This window comes from Stenotrophomonas sp. YJH_SMC_8 (assembly GCF_059371315.1).
Genome location: NZ_JCAFUL010000024.1, coordinates 14,691 through 38,833 on the forward strand (window position 1 = coordinate 14,691; position 24,143 = coordinate 38,833).

Genomic DNA, 24,143 nt, shown 5'->3' on the forward strand with positions numbered 1-24,143 from the left:
CTGAATCCTGGACATTGGAACTCATTGACCTTCAATCAAACTTGAAGGTTAGCGTAGCGCCATTCCCCTGTCCTGGAGCTGTCCGATGTCGCTGTTCTCGCCCCTGGCACTGCCTTCCGGTGCCGTCATCCGCAACCGCATCGCCAAGGCGGCGATGGAGGAAAACATGGCCGACGCCAACCATGCACCCTCCGCCGCACTGCTCGAGCTGTACCAGCGTTGGGCCGACGGCCGCGCCGGGCTGATCATCACCGGCAACGTGATGGTTGATGGCCGCGCCATGACCGGCCCCGGCGGCGTGGTGCTGGAAGATGATCGCCATCTCGACCGCTTCAGCGCCTGGGCGGAGACAGCACGCTCGCGGGGGGCGCAGATGTGGATGCAGATCAACCATCCCGGTCGGCAGATGCCGGCCGCGCTTGGCCAACCGGCGCTGGCACCTTCGGCGGTGCCACTGGACATGGGCGCGCTGTCCAAGCAGTTCGCGCCGCCAAAGGCGATGAGCGAAGCCGACATTGAAGAAGTGATCGCCCGCTTCATCCGCAGTGCCGAGCTGGCCGAACGCGCCGGTTTCAGCGGCGTGGAAATCCATGCCGCGCACGGCTACCTGCTCAGCCAGTTCCTGTCGCCGCTGTCGAACCGTCGCGAGGATCGCTGGGGCGGCAGCCTGGACAACCGTGCGCGCCTGCTGCTGGAGATCGTGCAGGGTGTACGCGCCACCGTGTCGCCTACGTTCGCAGTGGCGGTGAAGCTCAACTCCGCCGACTTCCAGCGCGGCGGTTTCTCGCCCGAGGACGCGCGCGCCGTGGTGGAGATGCTGGTGCCCCTCGGCGTGGATCTGGTCGAACTGTCCGGCGGGAGCTATGAGATGCCGGCCATGACCGGCGCCGCACGCAACGAACGCAGCGTGGCCCGCGAAGCGTACTTCCTCGAATTCGCACGCGAGATCGCCACGGTGGCGACGATGCCACTGATGGTCACCGGCGGCATCCGCCGCCGCGGGGTGGCAGAACAGGTGCTGGCCAGCGGCGTTGCGATGATCGGCATCGCCACCGCGCTGGCGATCGAGCCGGATCTGCCGCAGCACTGGCAGCAGGGCCGCGACCCGGTGCCGGCGTTGCGCAACATCAACTGGCGCAGCAAGCCGCTGGCGGCCAGCGCACACATGGCGGCAGTGAAATACCAATTGGGCCGGCTCAGCCAGCGCCGCCCCACTGTGCCCGGTGTCTCGCCGGTGTGGGCGCTGTTGCTGGCGCAGGCCTCCGGCAAATGCCGGGCTCGCCGCTACCGGCGCTGGATCAGTGCACGCGCAGGTCGATACTGAGCGGGCGGGCTTCTCATCACTGCAGCGATGCTCCACCATCTGCATGACCGGCGGCAGTCCGTCGCCGGTCGCAGCAGGCAGAAGGAACCACCGTGGCAGCAGGACCGACCAAGAACCGCGAAAAGCTGCTCGATGATCTGCTCTCGCTGGGCCGCAACTGGGCACTGGCGATCGCCATCGCCGGTGCCGGCGCAGCGGTCCATTACAGCGAGTCGGTGTACGAAGCAGGCATCTGGCGCGGTCTGCTGCCCACGACCTGCTTCCTCGTCGCAATCATCTGGATCGTGCTCAGCATCATCCGCTTCGACCTGACCATCCAGCAGCACTTCGAGCGCAAGCTGTCACGCTGGCTCAGCCGCCTGCTGTATGTCGTGCTGCTCGGCACCGGCGTCACTGCCGTGTTCTTCGTCACCGAGCTGGCGGCCAACAACCACATCGCGCGGATGTGCGACTCGGTGGCCAACGAACCGGCCAGCCGCATCCACAGATCCGCAGAATGCCAGCGGTTGTACCAGCATCGAGCAGCCTACCGGCAGCGGCTGGAATCGGCCGAGGGTGAATTCGACTGAGGCCAGCGCGCGCAGCGCCACGCGCGCACGAAAAACACATGACGTGGATATGCGCTCGGGCACAGTACCTGTGCTGCCCTTCCACAGATCGAGTCCGGCCAACATGCATCACCCCGCCGCTGCCCGCCACGATGCCATTGCCCTGCAGGCAGGCGTGCTTGGCAGTGTGCTGGGTGTGGCACTGTTCAAGGCGATCGCGCTGTCGGTACTGGCAACGGGATCATTGATGGTGATCGGGCTGTGGCTGCTGACCTGTGCGCTCCTCGGTGCCTGGGCACTGGCCGCCTATCTGGCCTGCCTTGCGCTGAGCCGGCGCGTGTTCGCGCTGATGCTGGCGTTGTGCGCGGTAGTGGTGATCTGCATCGCCTGAGCACGGCAATCGCCTACCATGACGCATTTGTTACAACATAACAAGTGCATTGGGTTGGATTGCGCGTGCCCTGGGTCACGGATTTGAATCGCATGGCCAGCCCGGCGCTACCCGAGACCCCCATGAACCTGCAGCCCCTGATCCGCGCCTCCCTCTCCGCCATTGTCCTGGCCTCGCTCGGCGCGTGTGCCACCTATGACGACAGCAACATGCATCAGGCCTGCCAGGAGTCGCCGCATCTGAAGGATCTGCCGCGGGAAGTAGCGGCCCGCGAGAGCCGTTGCAACAAGAGCATGGAAGTGTGGTCGAGCGAGCGCAAGGGCAGTGACAGGCCAATCGACCTGAGCGGCAAGAAGAAGGATCTGTAACCGCGCCAGGCGCAGCCGACGGCGGCTGCGCCTTCGGCATGCAGGTCATCCTGTCGCCGACGGTCCGAACCAACGCTGTAATGCCTGCTCCAGCCCTGCCTCATCGCTTCCCGCGTCGCAGGCCCAGGCGACGATGCCATCCGGACGCACCAGCGCGGCACCCAGCCTGAGCACGTCGTCCATCCGGGGCGTGGCGCAGCGTAGACGGGGTGGCCATTCACCGTCGCCATAGCCCCCTTGCGGTCGTGCATCGAACACCAGCAATGCGCCCTGCCCCGTCCTCAGTGCTTCGCCCAAGCGCCGGCCATCGATCAGCGCGAAATCAGGTGCGCTGCGGCCAACCAGCGGATGCCCCGCGCCCAGGTCGAGCTGCTGCGAAACACCCCATACCCGCTCGGCCAGATACGTTGCGCCATCCCGCGTACCGGCCAGATCGGCGAGGACCGCCGCCAGCGCGCGCGAAGCCGCCCCCGGACGCATCAACGCAACCTGCGCGCGCGACCAGTCCAGCACCCGCGCCCCGATCGGGTGCCGCTCGGCGCCGTAACTGTCCAGCAGTGCAGTATCGGCCTTGCCGTGCAGCACGGCGGCCAGCTTCCAGCCGAGGTTCATCGCATCGCCAATGCCCAGATTCAGGCCCTGTCCGCCCAGTGGCGAATGCACATGCGCAGCGTCGCCCGCCAGCAGGACACGTCCCTTGCGATAGGCGCTGGCCTGGCGCGCGCCATCGGTCCAGGTGCTGTGCAGATGCAGGGCCGTGATCGTTGCATCGCGACCGGACACGCGCCGCAGCAGGGCCTGCGCAGCGTCCAGATCGAGGTGCGTGCGATGACCGGCACCTCCGTCGAAATCGGCCAGCGCCAGCACGCCCGGCGGATTGAAATTGCACATGCCCTGCGCGGTGTACTGCCGGCCCGACGTCAGCACCGACGGATCTTCCAGTTCAACCAGCAGCGAATGGCCGGTGAACTCCGGATCGGTGCCGACGAAGCTGAAACCACACTGCTTTCGCACGGTGCTGCGGCCACCGTCGCAGCCGACCAGCCAACGACCGCGCACGGCTCCGCCAGCAGTCTCAATGACCACCTCCGTCTCGCCGGCCTGTACCGCCTCTACCGCTCGCCCGCGTTCGATACAGACACCCAGCGCGCTCGCACGTTCGGCGAGGACCCTTTCCAGCGCCTGCAGTTCCCCCGCCATCTGGGTGCCGACCGGCGTCGGCAGGCGCCAGTTCCAGCGCCCGGTGTCCACGCTGTCCAGTGCGAACGGAATACCCGCAAAGTGCCCACCCAGCGCACGCGGCTGTGCCAGCCAATGGGCGGTGCCGGGCGGCGGCGCGCCCTTGTCGGGCTTGAGTACCTGCGCCGCGGCGACCGCGTCCAACAGACCGCGCCGATCCAGTGCCTCCAGCGTGGGGGTGTTCAGGCCGCGCAGCCCGAACGGCAGGCGCTTCAACGGTGAGTCGGCGGACCCGGCCTGTTCCAGCACAAGCACCGAACACCCGGCCTGGGCCAGTTCGCAGGACAGGAACAGGCCAACCGGGCCAGCACCGGCAATGACGACGTCGTACAACATGGGGATTCCTCGTGAGCGCCGGGCCGGCGCTCTGGCAAGCCAAATGTTACACTGGGTGTACGTTTGCACAAGTGAACCGCCCATGACCCCGCTCCCAGGCCGCCGCGAGCAGCGCAAAGCCGAGACCCGACAAGCGATTTCCGACGTCGCCACCGGGCTGATCATCGCGCGCGGCTTCGAGGCCGTGTCCATGTCCGAGATCGCCGAGGCTGCGGGGGTATCACGCAAGACGGTCTTCAATTACTTCGCGAGCAAGGAAGACCTGGTCTTCGACCGCGACGAGGAAGCACGTGCGCTGCTGCGCGAGGGCATGGCGGCGCGCGCCGGCATGACCCCGCTGGCGGCCTTCCAGTCACTCGCGCGCGAGTTGCTGGAGGCGGGCCATCCGCTGCTGCGCATCAATGCTGGCGCCGCTGCATTCTGGGCAACCGTCGCTGGCAGCCCGGTACTGACCGCGCATGCCCGGCGCCTGCAGGCGCAGCTGACGGACGATCTGGCGAAATGGATGGCCGAGGCGATCGGGCGACCGGAGAGCGACGCCGAAGCGCGCCTGGGCGCCGCCATGCTGCTGGCCTCGATGGTGGCGGCCTATGAGAAAGGACTGGCGAGCCAGCTGCAGGGCGAAGACCCGCGCGAGGCCATGCTGCAGCTGATCGTGCGCGGTGGCACCGGAGTACTGGTGGCCTTGGCAGGCACCCCATATACCGATCCCGGCGCGCGTCCATAACGCATTCGGGGGATAGGTCACGAAGTGTTGCAAATGCTAATCTTTCTCATTTGCGGATCCGTAAACACCCCCCCATGCCCCTTCCCACGGCCCTTAAACACACCCTGTGCCTGGCACTGACCCTGCCCCTGGCATCCCTCGCCCAGGCTGCCGACGCGTCGACGACCTCGCCCAAGGACCTGGACAAGATCGAAGTCCGCGGACGTGCGCAGACGCTGTATCGGGTGGACGACGCCGCAGTCGGCACCCGCACGGACACGCCGCTGGAACTGGTCCCTCAGTCGATCCAGGTCATCCCGCGTGAACTGATCGACGACCAGGCCGCGCGCCAGGTGACCGATCTCTATCGCAGCATCAGTGGCATCAGCTATTTCAGCTATGCCGGGGTGACCCTGCGCGGCTTCCGCCAGGAGAACGTGCTGTATGACGGTCTGCGCGGCGATCCCTATGCAGGCTTCTCGGTGCCGCAGCTGTTCAACATCGAGCGCGTGGAAGTGCTGAAGGGCCCGGCGGGAGCGCTGTATGGCGGCGGAGATGCCGGTGGCGTGATCAACTATGTGACCCGCAAGCCCAAAGCCACTGCCGAGCGCCGCATCGAGGTCCAGCTGGGCGACAAGGATTTCCGGGCCGGATCGATCGAGGGTACCGGGCCGTTGAATGCCGCCGGCAGCGTGCGCTATCGCGCCGGGCTCTATGCCGACAATGAAAAGGGCGTGCGCTGGAACACCGACAGCGAGAGCGTTATCGGCGATGCCTCGCTGGCCCTCGACGTCGGCCAGACCGGCGAACTGGTGCTGCAGTTCACCGACATCACCCAGAACCTTGGCGGCAACCGCCTGCGCGGTGTACCGGTCAACGATGCGGGCACTTTCCTGACCGACCGCCGCTGGAACCACAACGAGGCCAGCGACTTTCTCGACATGCGCGCCAAGGTGGCACTGGCACAGTATCGCTTCGCGCCGCTCGATACCCTGGACGTGGACTTCGCCGCCCGCTGGTTCAGCAACACCGAACACCAGATGTACCACGAGCCGATGGGCCTGATCGATCGCGACCGCGATGGCGTGGCCGAATGGATGACCCGCCAGCTGCGCAACCAGATCCGTGACAACGAGGCGTTCACTGCCAACGGCAATGCAGTCTGGCGGGTGACCACCGGCGCGGTGGAGCACAAGGTGCTGTTCGGCGCCGATGTATACCAGCTGGATGCGGATTTCACCGCACAGACCGCCAACAGCGCTGACCTTGCGCGCGGCGCGGGACCGGTGCGCGGCATCGAACTGTTCAATCCGGTGTACGGCGCCAGCACCTGGCATGACTACAACCTGGGCGCCCTGCCCTGGCGCAGCACGTCCACCCGCAGCAAACGCTATGGCGGTTACCTGCAGGATGAGCTGGCACTGGGCCCGCGCTGGCATGTGCTGGCCGGGCTGCGCTGGGATGGTTTCAAGGATGAGGATCGCATCGCCGGCAGCAGTGTCGATGGCAGCGATCTCAGCTGGCGGCTGGGCAGTACGTTCACCGTGCGCGAAGGCCTGAATGTCTACGCCAACGTCGCCAGTGGTTTCGTGCCGCAGAGTGCCGCCAACCAGAATCCGGCCGCCGGCGGACCCTTCGATGCCGAGCGCAGCAAGCAGTGGGAAGTGGGCATGAAGTCCCTGCTGGCCGAGCGCGTGACGTTGAACATGGCGGCCTACCGGATCGACCGCAGCAACATCGTGCAGGCCACCGGCGAAGTGATCGGTGGTGTGAACCAGCTGGCCGCGCTGGGCCTGGTGCGCAGTACCGGGATGGAGCTGGACCTGTTGGCCGACCTCACCGAGCGCTGGGTGCTGAATCTGACCTACGCCTACAACGATGCGCGGGTGAAGGACGCCGGCCCGAACGGCATCACCAACGCCTCCGGCGACCGCTTCGCGAATGCGCCCCGCAACAAGCTGGGCCTGTGGACCCGCTACGACCTGCCGGCAATCAACTCCGCCATCGGCTTCGGGGCAGACCATGTTGGCGAGCGTGTCAGCCTGGATGGGCAGACGGTGAAGGCCTACACGGTGTTCGACATGAGCTGGAAGACGACGTGGAAGCAGTGGCAGTTCCAGGTCAACGTGAAGAACCTGTTCGACAAGGTGTATGCGGCAAGTGGCTTCATCGAACGCAACGGGCATTTCCCCGGCGAGCCACGACGGGTGTATGTGCAGGCGGCCTACAGCTTCTGAGGCAGGGCTGCGAACCATGATGACAGGGGGAGGTGGCTGCCCACCTCCCCTGCTGGCGTCAGTGCGAGCAGGCCACCAGCATCGAGCGGGTGGCCATCTGGGTGGAGGTGAAGCCGTTCTTGTTGCCCACCGCGATCGCGTTGCCGTCGTCGCCATCCTTGCTGAAGACCACATAGCCACCGGGGCACATCTGCCCGGCCTTCTCGTAGCAGCCACTCCAGGAACTGGAGCCGCTGCAATCGATGGAGACGCCACGCCGGCCATCGGGGGTGACGGTCATCCTGGCGGTGGTGCAGGCGCTCAGCGCGGCCACGAACAACAACGGAACGAACAACTTCATGGGTACTCCAGGGGTTGGGGATCGGCGGGAGGGCGCCAAGGCTGGAGTGCCCGGATTGCGCGAACCTTGCGCCGATGCCATTTTTCATGCGGCACAAGGGACCTGCGGGGCATCCGGAAGGCACGCCATGTTCACGCAATGTTCCTGTAATACGGTGCCGGCGCGTGCCGAACTGCCCGGCCACGCCCCCTTCCTGCGCAAGCCCTGCCGATGCACATCCTGCTGATCGAAGACGAAGCCGAACTGGCCGCCACCCTGAAGTCCGCCTTGCAGCGCGAGCGCTATGTGGTGGACCTGGCCAACACCCTGGCGCTGGCCCGCGAAGCGGCCCTGTACGGATCGCACGACCTGGTGCTGCTGGACCGCACGCTGCCCGACGGCGACGGCCTGGGATTGATTTCACTGCTGCGCGATCGCAACCCCGGGGTGCCGATCATCGTACTGAGCGCGCTGGGGCAGCTGCCGGACCGCATCGCCGGCCTGGATGAGGGCGCGGACGACTATCTGGCCAAGCCCTTCGCACTGGAGGAACTGTTCGCCCGCATCCGCGCTGCGGGGCGCCGGCCGGGCGGCATGCAGGTAGAGCCGATAAGCATCGGCCGGCTCCTGTTCGATCCCGCCTCGGGCGAGGCCAGCGTGGGCGGGCAACGGCTGGAGCTGCCGCGCCGCGAAATCCGTGTACTGACTGCGCTGGCCCGGCGGCTGGGCCGCACCGTGCTGCGCGAGTCGATTGAAATGGCGGTGTATGGATTCGATGACGGCATCCATTCCAACACGCTCGATTCGCATGTCTCGCGCCTTCGCCGCAAGCTGGCCGATGCCGACGCAGGAGTAGAGATACACGCCATCCGGGGCGTCGGCTACCTGATGCGGGAAGCCAAGTAATGGCGCGTCGTCCATCGCTGAAGCGCCCGTTGATCGTCAAAACGCTGATCTATCAGCTGCTGGCATTGCTGGTGGCGTTCTTCGCGCTGCTGATGGTGCTGATACGTGCCGACAGCGGTGGCTACTACAGCATCCAGACCTTCGCGCCGGTGGCCGCCGAGGCGGTGCACCGCGACCGCAATGGCGAGCTGTACGTGCAGCACACGCCGGAACTGACCGAGCTGCTGAAAACCGTTCCCGGCGCATGGTTCATCGCCGAGGATGAGCACGGCCACCACGTTACGTTCGGACCTGTGCCGCCGGCCTATGCCTCGCTGGTAGGTGCACTGGATGGGATCCCCTTTGGCGACCTGCGTGGGCGCGATCGCAGCGATGGCTTGGCCGTCGTGGTCCGCCAGCACAGTGGCCCGGCCGGCAAGCTGACCATCATGGCCCACGGCGAAACCGACACGCTGACCTGGCAGATGGCGCTGGCGGCACACATCATCACCCTGCCGATCTTCCTGCTGCTGGGCCTGGCCACCATCGTCCTGACACCGGTCATCGTGAGACGGGCCCTGGCCGGGGTGGAGCGCATCGCGCAGGAAGCCCGCAACATCTCCGCCAGCCGCCGCGGTGTCCGCCTGACAGAAACCGCTGTACCGGTAGAGATCGCTCCGTTGGTGACAGCGGTGAATGAAGCGCTGGACCGGCTGGACGAAGGGCACGAACGGCAACGCCGCTTCATTGCCGCCGCCGCACATGAGCTGCGCACACCCATTGCGATTCTGAGGGTAAAGGTCGATGCGGCCGACGATGCCACCTCGCGCAGCCTGGCCGTGGAAGTGGCACGGTTGGCGACGCTGGCAGAGCAGCTGCTGGATCTGCACCGCATGGACGAGGACGGGCCGAAGGAGACCATCAACCTGGCGCGGATGGCCAAACGGGTGGCCGCTGATCTGGCGCCGCTGTTGATCCAGTCAGACAAGGCCGTAGCCGTGGCGGTGGAACCCCACTTCCCGGTGCTGGGCGAGACCGGCGCGGTGGAACGTGTGATCTCCAACCTGGTACTGAATGCTGCCGAGCATGGCGGGCGCCAGATCGTCGTGCGCGTGCAGGGCAGCTGCCTGGAGGTTGAGGACGACGGCCCCGGCATACCGCTCGACCAGCGCGAGCGCGTCTTCGAACCCTTCCAGCGGCTGCGGCCACGACAGACAGGCGCGGGCCTGGGGCTGAACCTCGTACGTCAGGTGATCGACCGTCATGGCGGCCGCGTCACGATTCTGGATGCTCCTGGCGGTGGTGCTTTGATCCGTGTTGAGTTTCCACTGCATCCGGGCGTGACCCACTCGCCACCCGCAGAGAACCGGGAACGTCGCATGCACGAGGATAACTGACGCCTGTCCGTGCGTGGACGGCCGCGAGGACAGGCAAGGTTGCGGCAATGTTCGCTGCACAGCATCGGGGGAGTGGCAGCTGCCGTGCCACCGCATTCCGATCTGACAGGAAGCCTGCATGTGACCCAGGGAGCTCCTCCACCCTCCTCTTCCACCCGCGCCGTGCCACCGCCGAATTCGCCAGACATCACGGCTGCTGCATGGAATCGCCGCCCACGCAATGGCCGCGCGCTCGGCCTGGAACATTGGCCGCGTTGGCTGCGGGCAATTCCCGACGTCGAGCGCGCTGGCGCATTGATGCGACTGTTCGGCGCCTTGTTTCTGCTGCTTCCCGGCATTGCGCTGGTGGCTTCTACGTATCGGCACGCCAGTGCAGCGGCGGCCGCCGCCGTGTTCCTGTTCGTCACAGTGCATGCTGCGTTGCATGGGTTGGCGACGTGGCGAGCGGCAACCACGCACTCGATTCCGCCGATAGTGCGCTTTCTGGATGGCCATGCCGCCGGGATAATGATCGCCAGTTCGCTTCTGATCGCCATCGGTGCAGGGATGGCGAAGCTGCCTGTTTCACCGTTCTTCTGGCTGCTGGCCGGCACGGTGAGTCAACTCTTCGGTGCGCGAATGGCAGGCCAGCGGCTGCGCAACGCGTTACTGGTGCTCGGTAGCGCTTTGCAGTTCATCGCCATGGCACTGCTCGCCCTTCTTGCCGCAGGCTGACACAGCGATAGGCCCGCAAGGTTCACGCAACCCAGCGCATCGAGACTCGACGGCCATCCACGTCTGTCACGACAGACGTGCGCTTCTTCTGTCGCGAGGACCACCAATGAACCGTCTCTTCTGGATGCTGCTCCGATGAGCGCCGTACCGCGCAAGCGTCGCCGTGCGCTCATCGTTGCTGCCACCCTGCTGTGCAGCGCACTGATTCTGTTTGCATGGTTGCGGCCCGCGCCACCACCGCAACTTCAGGTTGCGCCGGTCGGTCGCGGCAACATCGAACAGGTGGTGGAAGCCACCGGAACATTGAAGCCCTCACGACTGGTAAGCGTTGGCGCCCAGGTTTCCGGCCGCATCGATACCCTGCACGTAAAGCTGGGAGACAAGGTGAAAGCAGGCGATCCCATCGCCGATATCGACTCACGTACCCAGCGCAATGCATTGCTGAGCGCGCAGGCCGCACAGCGCACTGCCCGCGCCAACCGCGATGCGCTGGCCACCGACCTGCGCCAGTTCGAGCTGGCACTGCATCGGCAGCAGCAACTGGTGGCCTCGCAACTGGTGGCCCGCGCCGACTTCGATGCAGCCAAGGCCAAGGTCGATGCCACCCGGGAACAGATTGCTGCCCTGGACGGTGAGGTTGTGCGGCGACAGACCGATGTGGATATCGCACAAACCAATCTGGAGTACACCCGCATCACCGCTCCCACCGACGGCACCGTGCTGGCCGTGGTCGCGCGCCAGGGGCAGACCGTGAACGCAGTACAGAGTGCACCGACCATCGTGATGCTGGGCAACCAGGACGTGATGACGGTATACGCGGAAATCTCCGAGGCCGACGTCGTTCACACCTCGGTTGGCCAGGAAGCATTCTTCACCATCCTGGGTGATGCCGGCCGCCGCTACAGCAGCACGTTGCGCGATATCGCACCAGCCCCGGAATCGATCACCAATGAAGACAGCTCCAGCCTGGCTTCACCGGCAGCGTCGGGCGGCAGCCGCGCGGCCATGTACTACAACGGCCAGTTCGACGTGAACAACGCCGACGGACGCCTGCGCAGCTACATGACCGCGCAGGTTCGCATCGTGCTGGGCCGCGCCAACGACGTACTGACCATTCCTTCGGCCGCATTGGGCGCGCGCGCCGCCGATGGCAGCTACAGCGTGCTGGTACGTGGCGCCGACGGCCATGCCAGCACCCGGCGCATCACCACCGGGTTGGACGATCAGATCCAGGTAGAAGTGCGCAGCGGGCTGAAGGAAGGCGAACAGGTCGTGCTGGCGCAGGCCAGCGACGAAGCCACCATCGCACCCGTGCAGCCGAAATGAGTACGACCACGACCGAGCCACTGCTGCGCGTTCGCGGCGTACGCCGCGAGTTTGCTGCAGGCGAGCAGACATTGGTGGTACTCGACGGCATCGACCTGGACATCCATGCAGGTGAACTGGTGGCCATCGTCGGCCAGTCCGGCTCGGGCAAGTCCACGCTGATGAACATACTGGGCTGCCTGGATCGCCCTTCTACTGGCATCTATCAGATCGACGGGCGCGAGACTGCGCAGATGTCGCCCGATGAACTGGCCGAGCTGCGCCGGGAGCATTTCGGCTTCATCTTCCAGCGCTATCACCTGCTGACCGACCTGACTGCACTGGGCAATGTGGAAGTGCCCGCGATCTACGCCGGCATGCCTGCCGAGGCACGCCATGCGCGCGCGGCCACGCTGCTGTCGCGGCTTGGCCTGGGCGAGCGCATGCAGCATCTTCCTGGTGAACTGTCAGGTGGCCAGCAGCAGCGCGTCTCGATTGCGCGCGCACTGATGAATGGCGGCGCGGTGATCTTCGCTGACGAACCCACAGGTGCGCTGGATACACATTCGGGCAAGGAAGTGATGAAGATCCTCGGCGAACTGCATGCCGAGGGCCATACCGTGGTGCTGGTAACGCATGACATGGCCGTAGCTGAACATGCGCAGCGCATCATCGAGATACGCGATGGTCGGATTGTGGATGATCGTGCAACCGGTACTGATTCGGCAGCGGGCGTGGCGACGCCCGCCGTGCCCCAGCGCACGACGGGCGGCTGGCAGGTCTGGCGGGACCGGTTCGCTGAAGCCTTCCGCATGGCCCTGCGCGCAATGAATGCGCATCGCATGCGCACCTTCCTGACCATGCTCGGCATCATCATCGGCATTGCATCGGTCGTGTCGGTGGTAGCGCTGGGCACCGGCGCACGGCAGGCCATCCTGTCCAACATCGCCTCCCTGGGCACCAACACCGTCGAGATCTATCCCGGATCCGGCTTTGGCGACCTGCACTCGGCGCGCGTGGAAACGCTCACCCCCGGCGACAGCGTGGCCCTGGCCCGGCAGCCGTTCGTCGACAGCGCCACGCCCGGCGTTGCCACCACCGGCACCGCGTTGCGCGGCAACCGCTCGGCCAGCGTACAGGTGCAGGGCGTAAGCGAGCAGTACTTCCGCGTGCATGGCCTGAAGCTTGGCGAAGGCGCCTTCTTCGGCCCACCGGGTGTGAGCGGCTACCAGCAGGTCGTGGTGATCGACGCCAATACCCGCGCCCGCTTTTTCGCTGCTGCGGACAATCCCATCGGCCAGACCCTGCTGCTGGGCAACATGCCTGTGCGTATCGTGGCCGTGGTGAAGAAGGATGCCGGTGCTGCCGGCGATGCGTCACTGCTGCGGGTATGGCTGCCCTACACCACCGCCATGGCACGCATGCTGGGGCAGAGCCACGTGTCCAGCATCACCGTACGCGTTTCCGATGCGATCAGCATGGAAGCGGCCGAGCAGGCCATCGCACGATTGCTGACGCGGCGCCATGGCAGCACCGACTTCTACATGAGCAACAACGCGCAGATCCGTGAATCCATCGAACAGACCACCGGCATCCTGACCATGATGATCAGCTCCATCGCGGCCATCGCATTGGTGGTCGGTGGGATCGGCGTGATGAACATCATGCTGGTATCGGTAACCGAGCGCACCCGCGAGATAGGCGTGCGCATGGCGGTGGGCGCGCGCCGCAGCGACATCCTGCAGCAGTTCCTGATCGAATCGGTGCTGGTCTGCCTGCTCGGTGGCGTGCTCGGCATCGGCGTGGCCCTGGCACTGGGCGCGGCCCTGGAACTGGCCGACGCGGGTTTCAGCCTGGTGTTCTCCGTCCATTCGATTCTGGCCGCATTCGCCTGTTCCAGCTTGATTGGTATTGGCTTCGGCTTCCTGCCCGCACGCCGCGCTGCCCAGCTGGACCCAGTGGAAGCACTGGTTCGATAGCCACGGCATCTGCCAGCAGTGACGGCAGGTTCGCGCAATGTCTGCGATGTGTACTGCAGCTACCAACAATGTCCGCACAGGAGCTGGACGATGTTTCTGAAACCAGGAAGAACCGCACTACTGCTGGCAGCAACCGTACAACTGCTTGTGCTGTTGCCCTACTCCAGCGACGCCCATGCGCAACGAGGCGATCGCTACGCCCCGCAGTGGAACCAGGACTACCGTGATCGCGATCGTGATGCCTGGGAGCGTCGTGAACGTGAACGCGAACGTGAGCGGGAACGCGAGCGCCGGCACGACGCCAAAGCCACCGGCGTGGTGGTGGGCGTGGTGGGTGCGGCGGTGGTGGCCGGCGTGATCGCCGCAGCCGCCAAGCGTGAACGCGAGACCCGCGAACGCGCCGACTACTGCATGAACCGCTACGGCAACTATGACCGCCGCAACGATACCTATCGCGGCGCCGACGGCTACACCTATCCCTGCCGCTGATTGACCCTCAACAAGGACAAACACCCCATGACCAGAACTGCTCTGTTGATTGCCCTGTGCGCTACCCCATTGCTTGCCGGGGCCGCACCGGCCGACCCGAAACAGGCCTACATCGATTCCACGTTCACCGCCATGGATGCCAACAAGGATGGACGCGTCGACAAGGCCGAGTACACGAAGTTCCAGCAGGGACGCTTCAGCAAGCAGGCGGATTCGATCGACGCTGCGTTCACTGCCATGGACACCAACAAGGACGGAAGGATCAGCAAAGAGGAGGCCACCGTGGTGCCGGAGATCGCGAAGTACTTTGCGGGCCTGGACGCCGATGGTGATGGCTATCTGTCGCTGAAGGAAATGCAGCAGGCCATGGTGGCCGCACAGACTTCAGACGCGCCAACAAGGTAAATCCGGGGCGGGGCGCTGAGGATGGATGCCCATCCGGACGCACTGCGGGTTGAATACACCCTCTTCCCACGATAGCCTCCGAGGTGCCCAAGGAGGGCTATCAACGGAGTGAAGCATGAAGATTGGATTCAAGCTGTCTGTTGCTATTGCGGCTGCTGCACTGACCCTGGGAATCGGCAGTGCCTCCGCGCAGTCCCGCTGTACCCCGTGCTACACCGCCTACGATGCTTGTCTGGCGGCGGGCAATGGTGAGAACGTCTGCTACCCGGCGTTTGCACGTTGCCTGAGAAACAGCGGCTGCACCATCCCGTAAGTCACGCGTTGCCGTGATGCGTGCCGGCCCCCATCCGGGGGCTGGCATTGGCGGCCCGGCGCTGTGATTTCACCCCATCCGCATCCCAGGGCTCTCGCGAGCCTGCACGTCAATGTCCTGCTGGCGCTGCACAGCCGCCGGTTGGCGGTCCAGGCTGGCGGCCTCGATCTGCTGCAGCGACTGCGCAACCGGGGTCTGCACCGCCACGTCAGTGGGCATCGAGACGCGCAGGTGCGCGGGATCGTTCATCCCGCCCTGCACCACGAACACGTTCCGCCCTGCGGGGCTGTCGGCGGTCTGGGCGCTCAGCAGCACATGGTCGGCACGTTCAAGCTGGTTGCGGCGGGCCAACGCCATCACGCTCGCCACAAGACGCTCGCTGTCCTCATCATGGGTACGCCCGGCGCTGGCATCGATCGCGGCCACGCCTTCGCGTACCTGCTGCATCAGTGCGTACTCACGGTGGCCTGGACGGATGTCGGCCAGGCGAGTCGGCGCCAGTGAGGGATCAGGCATGTCGTCCACTGCTGCGGTAAGGGGGCTGCGGGTTATGGTCCGATACGGGTCGTCCGGGTGGAACCGGGTACGTTTTTCCTGTCGTTCAAGGCGAACCTCGCGTGCGTCGTTGAGTTCGGCGATGCGGGTGGGGTCGGTGATCTCGCGCATCGACATGTGGCCGCCGCCGGAACTGACGCTGGCCCATTTCCTGTCCGCCTCGAAGTACATGGCGTAGTAGCTGTTGCCACCAATGACATTCGGATCGACCGCTGAGCGGCCTTCCAATGCCTGGGTGGCTTCCAGCACGCTCAACCGGGTCAGGTACTGGCCACCCTTCGTCCATCCCATCTGGCTGATGGCATCGACGCTGGTGTTGCCTACGCGGGGGCCCCCGGCATAGTCGTTGTTGAGCATGTTGGTCCAGATCTGTTCCAGCTTCTCGGGACCGCTCTTCTGTTCGGCCGCTTCCAGCAGCACGCGCGGGGTCCAGCAATTGGGGTCCAGTTCATGCCGTTCAAACGCACGGTCGTGCGCCAGCATCACATCCTTGCCGGGAAGATTCAGTGCCAGGTCTGGGCGGCGTTCGTTCATCCACTGCCGCCGCAGTTCAAGATCTCTTTCGAGCAGGGTCTGCCCGAAGGACTCCCATTGCCGCTCGGTCAACTGTGCATTCGAGAAACGGGATCCCTCTTCCTGCTGGGTCTTCGCGTAGCTCTGTGCATAGCTGTTCGCTACGCGCCCCGGCAGGCTGTCATTGCGTACAACACCCAGCGCCAGTGTCCCGTACCCATCGGCGCCCGGCAGCTGCGAAAGGTAGTTCCAGTAAAGCTCGCGGTTGCCATCTCTGGCATAGCTGCCAAGGATTCTGAGATCGTGTTCGGTCAATCCACTCATGCCTTACCCCTTCTCTTCCCTGAACCACCGATCACTTGGACCGGGTGCGCGCGATGACATCCCTGACGGCCTCTTCCATACGCTTCCAGTCCTTCAGAAACGCTCTCTTGTAGTCCAGGCTGATGGACAGCCTGTTGTCGATGTCCACGAAATAGTGAACGCAGCCCGCTGCCACTTCTCCCGGCTCGCTGATCACCTCGCCCCCCTCCAACCGCACGCCATCGCGTCGGAATTCCTCGCCGTCACATTTGATGAACGAGCTGATCCGGCCATCGCCCTGGCGTGCGATGTACCAGTCTCTCTCATAGGCCGGATTGCGGACAGGCGGCTTCCCGTACCGCGCCTCATGCTTCTTCGCGTACACCACCATCTTCGCTTCATCGATTGCATAGGGCGTCAGACCCAAGGTCTCCGGCTGTGCAACGCGTTGATCGAGACGGTCCCTGGGATCCTCCCTTTCCACAGAGCCCTCCTCCGTGATGGCTTCATTTGACGACAGCCTTGAGAGCAGTGTTTCGACGGGAACCCGATCAACGTAGTTGATCCGAATGGGAATCTCCTTCCGGAAATCATTCGTACGCGGATTGGCCCGGGCGCCCGGCGGCGTCGGCTTCATGTCCGGCCACTCAATGACCAGGGTCACACCTTCTCCGGGCCACGGCGCGATCTGGCTGTCCAGATAATTGGCCGGAATGCGGAAGGTATTCGGCCCGAGCTTCACGTCCACAGGCGCATCGGTATAGGTGTGGCCGTTGATCGTGCGGCCGGTCTGGGTTGCGCCGGACATGGCGGGATTCCTTTCGTTTTCGGTGGACGGTGGCCGTGCACACGCGCCGGCACTCATTACGACGGCAAGTGCCAGCGCCAGGCAACGGCGGGGGGACATCACGTGCATGGGCATTCCATTGCAGGGCTCCGGCGCCACTATAGGGAAGTGGGTGTCAACGGAACAGGAACCGCATCGCGGTCTTTCACGGAACCAGGCAGCGCTCCACCTGCAGCGACAGGGCCCGGCAGGCGTTGAACAGGCCGTCGACCAGCGCTGCGGACGGGTAGCACGCGGGATCGTCGCTCTCCCGCGCCACATGCGCGGCATGCAGCAAGGCGATAAGCGCAGTGATGCCCGACGCGCTGCGGGTGGCCAGGGCCAGATCGAAGGCTCGGCCTCGGCTGAGCCGGGTTTCGGTCCAGGGCTGGCCGTCGGCGCGCAGATTGCCGCCATGCCCTTGAAGGTGCGCGAAGAACGCTGAGGGCACGACGGACTCCGCAGATCTACAGAGAGCGCCTTCGAGCTTCTCGGCCAGGGCCGCGGGCAGATCGCGCACTGCAGTGCCGAGCAGCTCGCGCAGGCGGGGAACGTCGGGAGTACGGTCAGGCATGGCGGCAACCTCACGGTGTGGCCACCTGCAGATGCAAGGTGGCGGACGGTGCGGGTTGGCGTGCCGGATACGTAGTACGAAAGCCGACGGGCCCTAAGACCCCCACGCACCGTCCGCCATGAACAGGCAGAAGATGCATTGTCGTGACCGCAACATCAGTTGCAAGCACGATGCCGTGTACTACGTAAGTTCGGGACGCCAATCCCGGCCAGGGCGAGTGCCTTGGCGCGGCCATGAGTGCCGCACTGAATCTGCACTGGGAAGTAGGAAAATCCGCGCTGACGCGGTCTTACGCCGGTAGCGTCACGGCATGGCGGGTTATCCATCGACTGATGCACTTCGCCAACAGACGTGCCCGGCTGGCGTGCACTACCCGGACACCCTATCCAGCCACATGCGACACGTGCACCGAGAAACACGCTGCCCAGTGGTGACAGCGGCCGCTGGCGAGACCGGAGTGCGCGCGCAGCGAAAGCACGTACGCGGCCCCTTCATCCTTCAGCGGTTGGCGTCCGCGCTCTTATGGCCGCGATAGGTTTCACCCCACTCGCGCATGGCAAGCAGTACCGGCACCAGCGTGCGCCCGAATTCGGACAGTTCGTACTCCACCTTCGGCGGCACTTCCGGGTACACGTGGCGGATCACCACGCCGTCAGCCTCCAGCTCCCGCAGCTGGCTGGTCAGCATGGACTGGGTGGCGTTGGGCACACGCCGCGTCAGCTCCATGAAGCGTCGCTTGCCTGTCATCAGGTGAAACAGAATGATCGGCTTCCACACACCGCCCATCACCGACAGCGTGACTTCCACCGCGCAACCGCTCTTGCCGTCCCAACGCCTGCTACGCATGCATACTCCGGAAAACCATAGTACCTACGGAAAATCATCGTTCTTGTTGCGATAACGGTGCGAGCCTAGCATGGGCTCATCCACTGAACGTGAGACCGCACCATGAGTTTCAAGGCACTGCTGACCCGCAAGACCCACGACGGCGTTTCCACGGAGCTGGTCGATTTCGATGAAGCCGACCTGATGGATGGCGACGTGCTGGTGCAGGTCGAGTACTCCACGCTGAACTACAAGGACGCGCTGGCCCTCACCGGCACGCGCCCGGTGATCCGGACGTTCCCGTTGATCCCTGGCATCGATCTGGCTGGCGTGGTGCTGGACTCCAGCAGCGTCGACTTCAAGCCCGGTGACCGCGTTGTGCTCAATGGCTGGGATCTCAGCATGGGCCACCACGGCGGCCTCGCCCAGCGTGCCCGTGTTCGCGGCGAATGGCTCAACAGGATTCCCGGCAACCTGAGTACTCGCGACGCCATGGCCATCGGCACCGCCGGCTACACCGCGATGCTGTGCGTGCTGGCATTGGAAGATGCCGGCGTAACGCCCGGGAAGGGCGATGTACTGGTCACCGGCGCCAACGGCGGGGTCGGCTCGATTGCGGTGGCGATCCTGTCCAAGCTTGGCTATCGCGTGGTGGCTGCCACCGGGCGACCTGAACACGCCGAGTATCTGCACAGCCTGGGCGCCGCCGAGATCATCGACCGCGCGCAGCTTTCAGAACCGCGCGAGCGGCCGGTGAGTGCCGAGCGCTGGGCCGGCGTGGTCGATGTGGCGGGTGGCCCCACCCTCGTCAACGCCATTGCCGAGACGAAATACCGCGGCGCAGTGGCCGCCTGCGGGCTCGCGCAGAGTGATGAGCTGCATGGCTCGGTGCTGCCCTTCATTCTTCGCAACGTGACGCTTGCCGGCGTGGATTCGGTGAATGCGCCGCAGGACGTCCGCCAGCGCGCGTGGGACCGACTTGCCACCGACCTGGACCCGCAGAAGCTGGAAAGCACCGTGCAGCTGATTGGGCTTGCCGAGGTGCTGAAGGTCTATGACCAGATCATTCCCGGCAAGGTGCGTGGACGCATTGTCGTGGATGTGAATGCGTGAGCGGATCATCAGGATCAACTGCCGCTGAAGCAGCTCCCATGCTGTGGCGAATGGTGAACACGCAGTGAAACGACGCGGGCGGCGGTGGCCTCAAGCCAACGCCGCTCGCATACGCTCGGAATCCCATCGCCGCCTGGACACCTGACATGCCAATGACCGCATTCGCGCTTGCCGCTGCGCTTTCGGGCCTGCCCGACATCACCTGGGAGCGCGAGCGCGCCGAGGATGCGCACCAGCTCACGCTGTGCCAGATCCATCGTGATGCATTGAAGCAGAACGAGGGCAAGGACGATGCCTATTCGCGCGCCAAGGCGGTCTGCGATCTGCTGGCACGCGAGTACAAGGACAAGTGGGATTTCGATGCGCAGGATGCCCTGGCCGCTTCGGCGGTGGATCTGGATGAGCTGATCCGGCGCGGTAATGTGGTCGAAGTCCCGCCGACGAAGCAGGATCGCGCCTACGAGTGATGGCACGCGATCCTAGCACCGTGATCTTCTCGGCCTGCCCCAGGTTGCGGAGCCACGAGCGCGCTCCAACACCCACACCTCGCCCGCCTCAAACCGCCCCCGGGAGCTCGCTCTCGATCTGCTCAACCAACTGATTGAAGACGGGTCTCCTCTTCATGATCTCCAGCACCGAATCGCCCACTTCATCCAGGATCATGGGGTCCGCACCACAGGAGAGAAGGTAGACAACGGCCTCGAGGCTTTCACTAATCACCGCGTTCGCCATCGGGGTCAATCCAATATCCCCGAGTACGTCGATATTGGTGACGAACGGCATCAACTCTTTGAGTAGATCCACTTCGTTATTGAACGCCGCTATATGCAGTGGCGTATCGTCGTCGATCCCATGGCTTTCCGGACTGGTCAACTGGCAGCCTTCGAAGGTGTGGCACTCATCGAACCTTGCCAGCAACTTCTTCAATTCCGGATCCACTGCATTCATCGGGGGCATTCCCTCCCAAGCCTCTCTCCAAGCACCGCTTCCACTCAACATGCAGTGAGCCGCCGGATGGTGGCACACCACTGCACAGGTGCATAGTGGCACGTACGGAGCGCACATCCGGGACGCACGCGATAAGCGCGACACCCCGCGACTCCACAGACCACTTCCTGCGTATGCGAAGCCCTTACCGAGGTCAATCCGCGAGCTGATGACCACAGGCGGCTTCCAAGCCCCTTATCATGTGGGCTTAGGGGCTCAATAAGCCCTATTGACGCTTGCAAGGCAGTATCTGGATGTCTATGGAATGGCGCCCCTCGGGCTGGGGCCGACGCGTGACCCGTTCGCCCCATTGGTCGCTGCGGCTTGATGGCGAGTACGTTGAACTCAGTGTCTCCGGCCAGCAGTACCGGCTGCGCGTGGATGATGATCAGCAGGTGCAGGTCCATCGAGGGGTCTTCTGGTCACGGGTCGAACTGCAGACCGGCGATGCTGCCGGGCTGTGCGTGGACGGGCTCCCCAACGGACCAGCGTCCCGGCTTGCGGGGGCCCTGCAGCACCTGCTCTTTGCGCGAACCACGCGTGGACGCAAGGCCCTGTTCGACACGATTCTGGAGCAGATCCAGTCCTGGTTGAGCGACGCGGATGCCCTCATCGATCGTGGCAGTGCCGGCCGCCGCTGGATCACTCACGAACAGCAGCAGACGCTGCTGGCGAAGCGCTCCGCCCTGCCCCTGCAGCCGCCGGAGCTGGAGCAGCTGTTCCGCGATGAAGACGTGCATGAAGCTCTGCATGCGGACAGCCATCGCGCAGCGCTGGACGTCCTGCGCGACTGGAACCTGGATTGGTCCGCTGCCTGGGCCGAAGCCAACGAGGCCATGACCCGGCGTGAGCTGGTGTTGGCCAAGGCCTTCCTGGACCGGGTCGAGAGCAAGCCGCTGACCGAGGAACAGGCCCGCGCCGTCATCTGCTTCGACAACCGGGTCCAGGTCGTGGCCGCGGCCGGTTCCGGCAAGACCTCCACCATGGTCGCCAAGGCCGCTTATGCCATTGATCGGGGCTTTGTCGAACCCGAACGCATCGTGATGCTCGCCTTCAACAAGGACGCTGCCAAGGAGCTGGAGGAGCGCGCGCAGCGATCCTTCGATCGGCTCGGCATGGGCGACACCGTGGTTGAGTCGCGGACCTTCCACGCCCTGGGCCTGGCCATCATCGCCAAAGCCACAGGGCGCAAGCCCGATATCCCGGAATGGGCCACTGACGCCACATTGGGCTTCAACAAGCTGGCCGAACTGGTGGACGACCTGAAGGACCGCTCGACCCACTTCCGCACCCAATGGGACATGTTCCGCCTGGTGTTCGGGCGCGACCTGCCGGCATTCGGCGCGGAAATGGAGGCCGACGGCTACGACCGCGATGGCACGCCCTACATCAGCGCCCTGCAGGGTGAGCGGGTGAAGAGCCTGGAGGAGTGCGTCATCGCCGACTGGCTCTTCTACAACGGCGTGACGTACGACTACGAGCGGCGCTACGAATTCGATACGGCCACCGACACCCATCGCCAGTATCGCCCCAACTTCTATTACCCGGATGCCGGGCTGTATCACGAGCACTTTGCGCTGGATGCCGATGGCCAACCGCCGGCGCACTTCGCCCATTACGCCGAAGGTATGCACTGGAAGCGCCAGCAGCACGCGGCACGCGGCACCGCCCTTGTCGAGACCACCTCGTTCGGCCTTCGCAGTGGACATGCGTTGCAGGATCTTGCGGAGAGGCTTGACGGGTCCGGTGTCGAACTCGACCCCAACCCCGACCGCGAGCTACCCGAACAGGGCGCAAAGCCCATGCCGGACGCGGACCTGATCGGGCTGATGCGCACGTTCATTGCCCACGCCAAGAGCAATTGCCTGACGCTGGATGACATGGCCGAGCGCCTGCGGCAGATGCCCGAAGATCAGTTCAAGGAACGGCATCGGCGCTTCCTGGAGATTGCCAGCCCTGTTTTCCAGGCTTGGGACAACGCACTGGCTGACGAGCACGGCATCGATTTCGAAGACATGCTCAACATGGCGGCCGGACTGCTGGAACAGGGCCGCTATGAATCGCCCTACGAACTGGTGATGGCCGACGAATTCCAGGATGCCTCGCGCGCCCGCGCCCGTCTCTGCCGAGCATTGGTCAGAAAACCAGGGCGCTACCTGTTTGCGGTAGGCGATGACTGGCAGTCGATCAATCGCTTCGCCGGCGCCGACGTTTCAGTGATGACGGGGTTCCGCGAATGGATGGGGCAAGGCCAGGTGTTGAAACTGGAGCAGACATTCCGCTGCCCGCAGGCGCTCTGCGATGCGTCCAGCCGCTTCATCAGCCGGAATCCAGCGCAGATCACCAAAGAAGTTCGCTCTGCTGCGCCGGCAATGGGCCCGGTGCTGCAGGCGTTCCAGATGAACCGGCGTGAGGAGGTGCAGGATGGTGTTCGCCAGTACCTCGCCAGGCTGCATCAGCAGTTGTCGTCCGGGGCGGTGCCGCAAGGACGCAACGGACGCGTGACGGTCTTCATCCTGGGGCGCTACCGCGCCGATCGCAGCGCGGTGCCACCGGATTGGAAGACAGCCTTCGGCAGCACGATGGATATAGAGTTCCTTACGGCCCATCGATCGAAGGGACGCGAAGCGGACTACGTGATCCTGCCGGGGATGATCCACCGAGGCTTCCCGAGCCTGCGGTCGGACGACCCGGTGCTTTCGCTGGCGATGCCGGATGGCGACACCCATCCACTGAGCGAAGAGCGGCGGTTGTTCTATGTGGCGCTGACGCGAGCGCGACGGTCGGTTGCGATGTTCACCCTGCAGGGCAAGCACTCGCCGTTCCTGGATGAGCTGGTGAAGGACGGTGCAATGGAAGTGACCGCGATTTCAGGCGCAGCCATTCACGAAGAACGCTGCCCGGTATGCAAGGTGGGTGTGTTCGTGGACCGCAATGGGCCACATGGAGCCTTCCGGTCGTGCTCCAGTTACCCGTTGTGCCATAACAAACCGAAGGGTGGGCAGCGGAGATGAGTGCGTACGCACACCACGCACTTCGCGACGTTTAGCTCGGCGCGGGCTAGGGTGCCCCCGAGATGGAACAGGACGCCGCTACATCAACAGTCCAACAAAGTAAAAGAAATTCTGCAGAAATGAAGAATACACGCGCTGCCACAATCGAGATGTGTAGCTGCACCTGATTCAGCCTGTCAAGTTCAACCAGAACGCCCACATTGGGAGATTCAAAGTGCCATCGTCGCGACGCCTCTCTCAATACGACTTTGGCGCTCTCAATCTTCCCGAACAACCAATTTGACTGAACCCAATCTCCATTGCATCGCCCCTCCAAGATCACGAAATTTGCGCAAAAGAAAATAATTCACGCAACAATCAACCACCCTCTTCAGATTTCCGCCTCTTGACCACCCGCCTCGTGGCGCACACCAAGCCGAGTTACCCGCAAATACAAGCTTCCGACATCGAGCCGATAGCCAAAAATATGTGAAATCAT

The 24,143-nt window shown here is 64.5% G+C and carries 24 protein-coding genes; 17 read left to right on the forward strand and 7 right to left on the reverse strand.

Going from position 1 to position 24,143, the window contains the following annotated elements; all coding sequences use genetic code 11:
* Positions 1 to 85: 85 nt before the first annotated feature.
* The 4 genes from AC5P88_RS19440 to AC5P88_RS19455 all read left to right on the forward strand — a co-directional run bounded on the left by AC5P88_RS19440 (position 86) and on the right by AC5P88_RS19455 (position 2,631).
* Complete coding sequence (locus AC5P88_RS19440; protein WP_495225811.1) at positions 86 to 1,324, forward strand: NADH:flavin oxidoreductase/NADH oxidase family protein; 1,239 nt, start codon at positions 86 to 88, stop codon at positions 1,322 to 1,324.
* Between the two features lie 92 nt (positions 1,325 to 1,416).
* Positions 1,417 to 1,893, forward strand: a complete 477-nt coding sequence (locus AC5P88_RS19445) for a hypothetical protein (RefSeq protein WP_495225812.1) — start codon at positions 1,417 to 1,419, stop codon at positions 1,891 to 1,893.
* Between the two features lie 103 nt (positions 1,894 to 1,996).
* Complete coding sequence (locus AC5P88_RS19450; protein WP_106549086.1) at positions 1,997 to 2,263, forward strand: hypothetical protein; 267 nt, start codon at positions 1,997 to 1,999, stop codon at positions 2,261 to 2,263.
* Positions 2,264 to 2,385: 122 nt separating this feature from the next.
* Positions 2,386 to 2,631 carry a hypothetical protein gene (locus AC5P88_RS19455; RefSeq protein ID WP_495225813.1) on the forward strand — a complete coding sequence of 82 codons (246 nt, stop codon included), beginning with the start codon at positions 2,386 to 2,388 and terminating at the stop codon, positions 2,629 to 2,631.
* A 45-nt stretch (positions 2,632 to 2,676) separates the two neighbouring features.
* Here the strand turns inward: AC5P88_RS19455 and AC5P88_RS19460 are convergent, their stop codons facing one another.
* Positions 2,677 to 4,206, reverse strand: a complete 1,530-nt coding sequence (locus AC5P88_RS19460; RefSeq protein WP_495225814.1) for an FAD-dependent monooxygenase — start codon at positions 4,204 to 4,206, stop codon at positions 2,677 to 2,679.
* A gap of 82 nt (positions 4,207 to 4,288) precedes the next feature.
* On the opposite strand from AC5P88_RS19460, the gene AC5P88_RS19465 reads away from it, so the two are divergent.
* Together AC5P88_RS19465 and AC5P88_RS19470 are read left to right on the forward strand one after the other, a co-directional pair.
* Entirely contained in the window at positions 4,289 to 4,933 is a 645-nt protein-coding gene (locus tag AC5P88_RS19465) for a TetR/AcrR family transcriptional regulator (protein WP_495225815.1), read from the forward strand.
* Between the two features lie 74 nt (positions 4,934 to 5,007).
* The gene (locus AC5P88_RS19470) at positions 5,008 to 7,149 is read left to right on the forward strand and encodes a TonB-dependent siderophore receptor (RefSeq protein WP_495225816.1); all 2,142 of its coding nucleotides are present in this window, start codon (positions 5,008 to 5,010) and stop codon (positions 7,147 to 7,149) included.
* Between the two features lie 58 nt (positions 7,150 to 7,207).
* Here the strand turns inward: AC5P88_RS19470 and AC5P88_RS19475 are convergent, their stop codons facing one another.
* Positions 7,208 to 7,489: a hypothetical protein gene (locus AC5P88_RS19475; RefSeq protein ID WP_495225817.1), complete on the reverse strand. Its 282-nt coding sequence runs from the start codon at positions 7,487 to 7,489 to the stop codon at positions 7,208 to 7,210.
* Positions 7,490 to 7,699: 210 nt separating this feature from the next.
* On the opposite strand from AC5P88_RS19475, the gene AC5P88_RS19480 reads away from it, so the two are divergent.
* The 8 genes from AC5P88_RS19480 to AC5P88_RS19515 all read left to right on the forward strand — a co-directional run bounded on the left by AC5P88_RS19480 (position 7,700) and on the right by AC5P88_RS19515 (position 14,955).
* The gene (locus AC5P88_RS19480) at positions 7,700 to 8,374 is read left to right on the forward strand and encodes a response regulator transcription factor (protein WP_049429698.1); all 675 of its coding nucleotides are present in this window, start codon (positions 7,700 to 7,702) and stop codon (positions 8,372 to 8,374) included.
* On the forward strand, positions 8,374 to 9,750 hold the full coding sequence (locus AC5P88_RS19485) for a sensor histidine kinase (protein WP_495225818.1): 1,377 nt from the start codon (positions 8,374 to 8,376) through the stop codon (positions 9,748 to 9,750). The genes AC5P88_RS19480 and AC5P88_RS19485 overlap by 1 nt, the downstream gene beginning before the upstream one ends.
* Before the next feature lie 72 nt (positions 9,751 to 9,822).
* Complete coding sequence (locus AC5P88_RS19490; RefSeq protein WP_258179457.1) at positions 9,823 to 10,464, forward strand: hypothetical protein; 642 nt, start codon at positions 9,823 to 9,825, stop codon at positions 10,462 to 10,464.
* A gap of 135 nt (positions 10,465 to 10,599) precedes the next feature.
* Positions 10,600 to 11,790 carry an efflux RND transporter periplasmic adaptor subunit gene (locus tag AC5P88_RS19495; RefSeq protein ID WP_495225819.1) on the forward strand — a complete coding sequence of 397 codons (1,191 nt, stop codon included), beginning with the start codon at positions 10,600 to 10,602 and terminating at the stop codon, positions 11,788 to 11,790.
* Positions 11,787 to 13,748 carry a MacB family efflux pump subunit gene (locus AC5P88_RS19500; RefSeq protein WP_495225820.1) on the forward strand — a complete coding sequence of 654 codons (1,962 nt, stop codon included), beginning with the start codon at positions 11,787 to 11,789 and terminating at the stop codon, positions 13,746 to 13,748. Before AC5P88_RS19495 ends, AC5P88_RS19500 begins: the two co-directional genes overlap by 4 nt.
* Before the next feature lie 90 nt (positions 13,749 to 13,838).
* Positions 13,839 to 14,237, forward strand: a complete 399-nt coding sequence (locus AC5P88_RS19505; protein ID WP_106549077.1) for a hypothetical protein — start codon at positions 13,839 to 13,841, stop codon at positions 14,235 to 14,237.
* Between the two features lie 27 nt (positions 14,238 to 14,264).
* Positions 14,265 to 14,642 (forward strand): EF-hand domain-containing protein, encoded by a 378-nt coding sequence (locus tag AC5P88_RS19510; RefSeq protein ID WP_106549076.1) that lies wholly within the window; start codon positions 14,265 to 14,267, stop codon positions 14,640 to 14,642.
* A 115-nt stretch (positions 14,643 to 14,757) separates the two neighbouring features.
* Entirely contained in the window at positions 14,758 to 14,955 is a 198-nt protein-coding gene (locus AC5P88_RS19515) for a hypothetical protein (RefSeq protein WP_080355030.1), read from the forward strand.
* A gap of 69 nt (positions 14,956 to 15,024) precedes the next feature.
* Here AC5P88_RS19515 and AC5P88_RS19520 read toward each other — a convergent pair whose 3' ends face one another.
* From AC5P88_RS19520 to AC5P88_RS19535, 4 genes are all read right to left on the reverse strand, one after another.
* The gene (locus AC5P88_RS19520; RefSeq protein ID WP_495225821.1) at positions 15,025 to 16,347 is read right to left on the reverse strand and encodes a Smlt3024 family type IV secretion system effector; all 1,323 of its coding nucleotides are present in this window, start codon (positions 16,345 to 16,347) and stop codon (positions 15,025 to 15,027) included.
* A 31-nt stretch (positions 16,348 to 16,378) separates the two neighbouring features.
* Positions 16,379 to 17,242, reverse strand: a complete 864-nt coding sequence (locus tag AC5P88_RS19525) for a Smlt3025 familytype IV secretion system inhibitor (protein ID WP_495225822.1) — start codon at positions 17,240 to 17,242, stop codon at positions 16,379 to 16,381.
* Between the two features lie 76 nt (positions 17,243 to 17,318).
* Positions 17,319 to 17,726, reverse strand: a complete 408-nt coding sequence (locus AC5P88_RS19530; protein WP_495225823.1) for a hypothetical protein — start codon at positions 17,724 to 17,726, stop codon at positions 17,319 to 17,321.
* A gap of 498 nt (positions 17,727 to 18,224) precedes the next feature.
* Entirely contained in the window at positions 18,225 to 18,572 is a 348-nt protein-coding gene (locus tag AC5P88_RS19535) for a winged helix-turn-helix transcriptional regulator (protein WP_495225824.1), read from the reverse strand.
* Positions 18,573 to 18,674: 102 nt separating this feature from the next.
* Here AC5P88_RS19535 and acuI point away from each other — a divergent pair, with 102 nt between their 5' ends.
* Entirely contained in the window at positions 18,675 to 19,664 is a 990-nt protein-coding gene (acuI, locus tag AC5P88_RS19540) for an acrylyl-CoA reductase (NADPH) (RefSeq protein WP_495225825.1), read from the forward strand.
* A 146-nt stretch (positions 19,665 to 19,810) separates the two neighbouring features.
* The gene (locus AC5P88_RS19545) at positions 19,811 to 20,131 is read left to right on the forward strand and encodes a hypothetical protein (RefSeq protein ID WP_495225826.1); all 321 of its coding nucleotides are present in this window, start codon (positions 19,811 to 19,813) and stop codon (positions 20,129 to 20,131) included.
* 88 nt (positions 20,132 to 20,219) lie between these two features.
* Here the strand turns inward: AC5P88_RS19545 and AC5P88_RS19550 are convergent, their stop codons facing one another.
* Positions 20,220 to 20,612 carry an ankyrin repeat domain-containing protein gene (locus AC5P88_RS19550; RefSeq protein WP_164225441.1) on the reverse strand — a complete coding sequence of 131 codons (393 nt, stop codon included), beginning with the start codon at positions 20,610 to 20,612 and terminating at the stop codon, positions 20,220 to 20,222.
* A 299-nt stretch (positions 20,613 to 20,911) separates the two neighbouring features.
* On the opposite strand from AC5P88_RS19550, the gene AC5P88_RS19555 reads away from it, so the two are divergent.
* Positions 20,912 to 23,665, forward strand: coding sequence for a UvrD-helicase domain-containing protein (locus tag AC5P88_RS19555; RefSeq protein ID WP_495225827.1), 2,754 nt, complete (start codon positions 20,912 to 20,914; stop codon positions 23,663 to 23,665).
* Positions 23,666 to 24,143 lie beyond the last annotated feature (478 nt).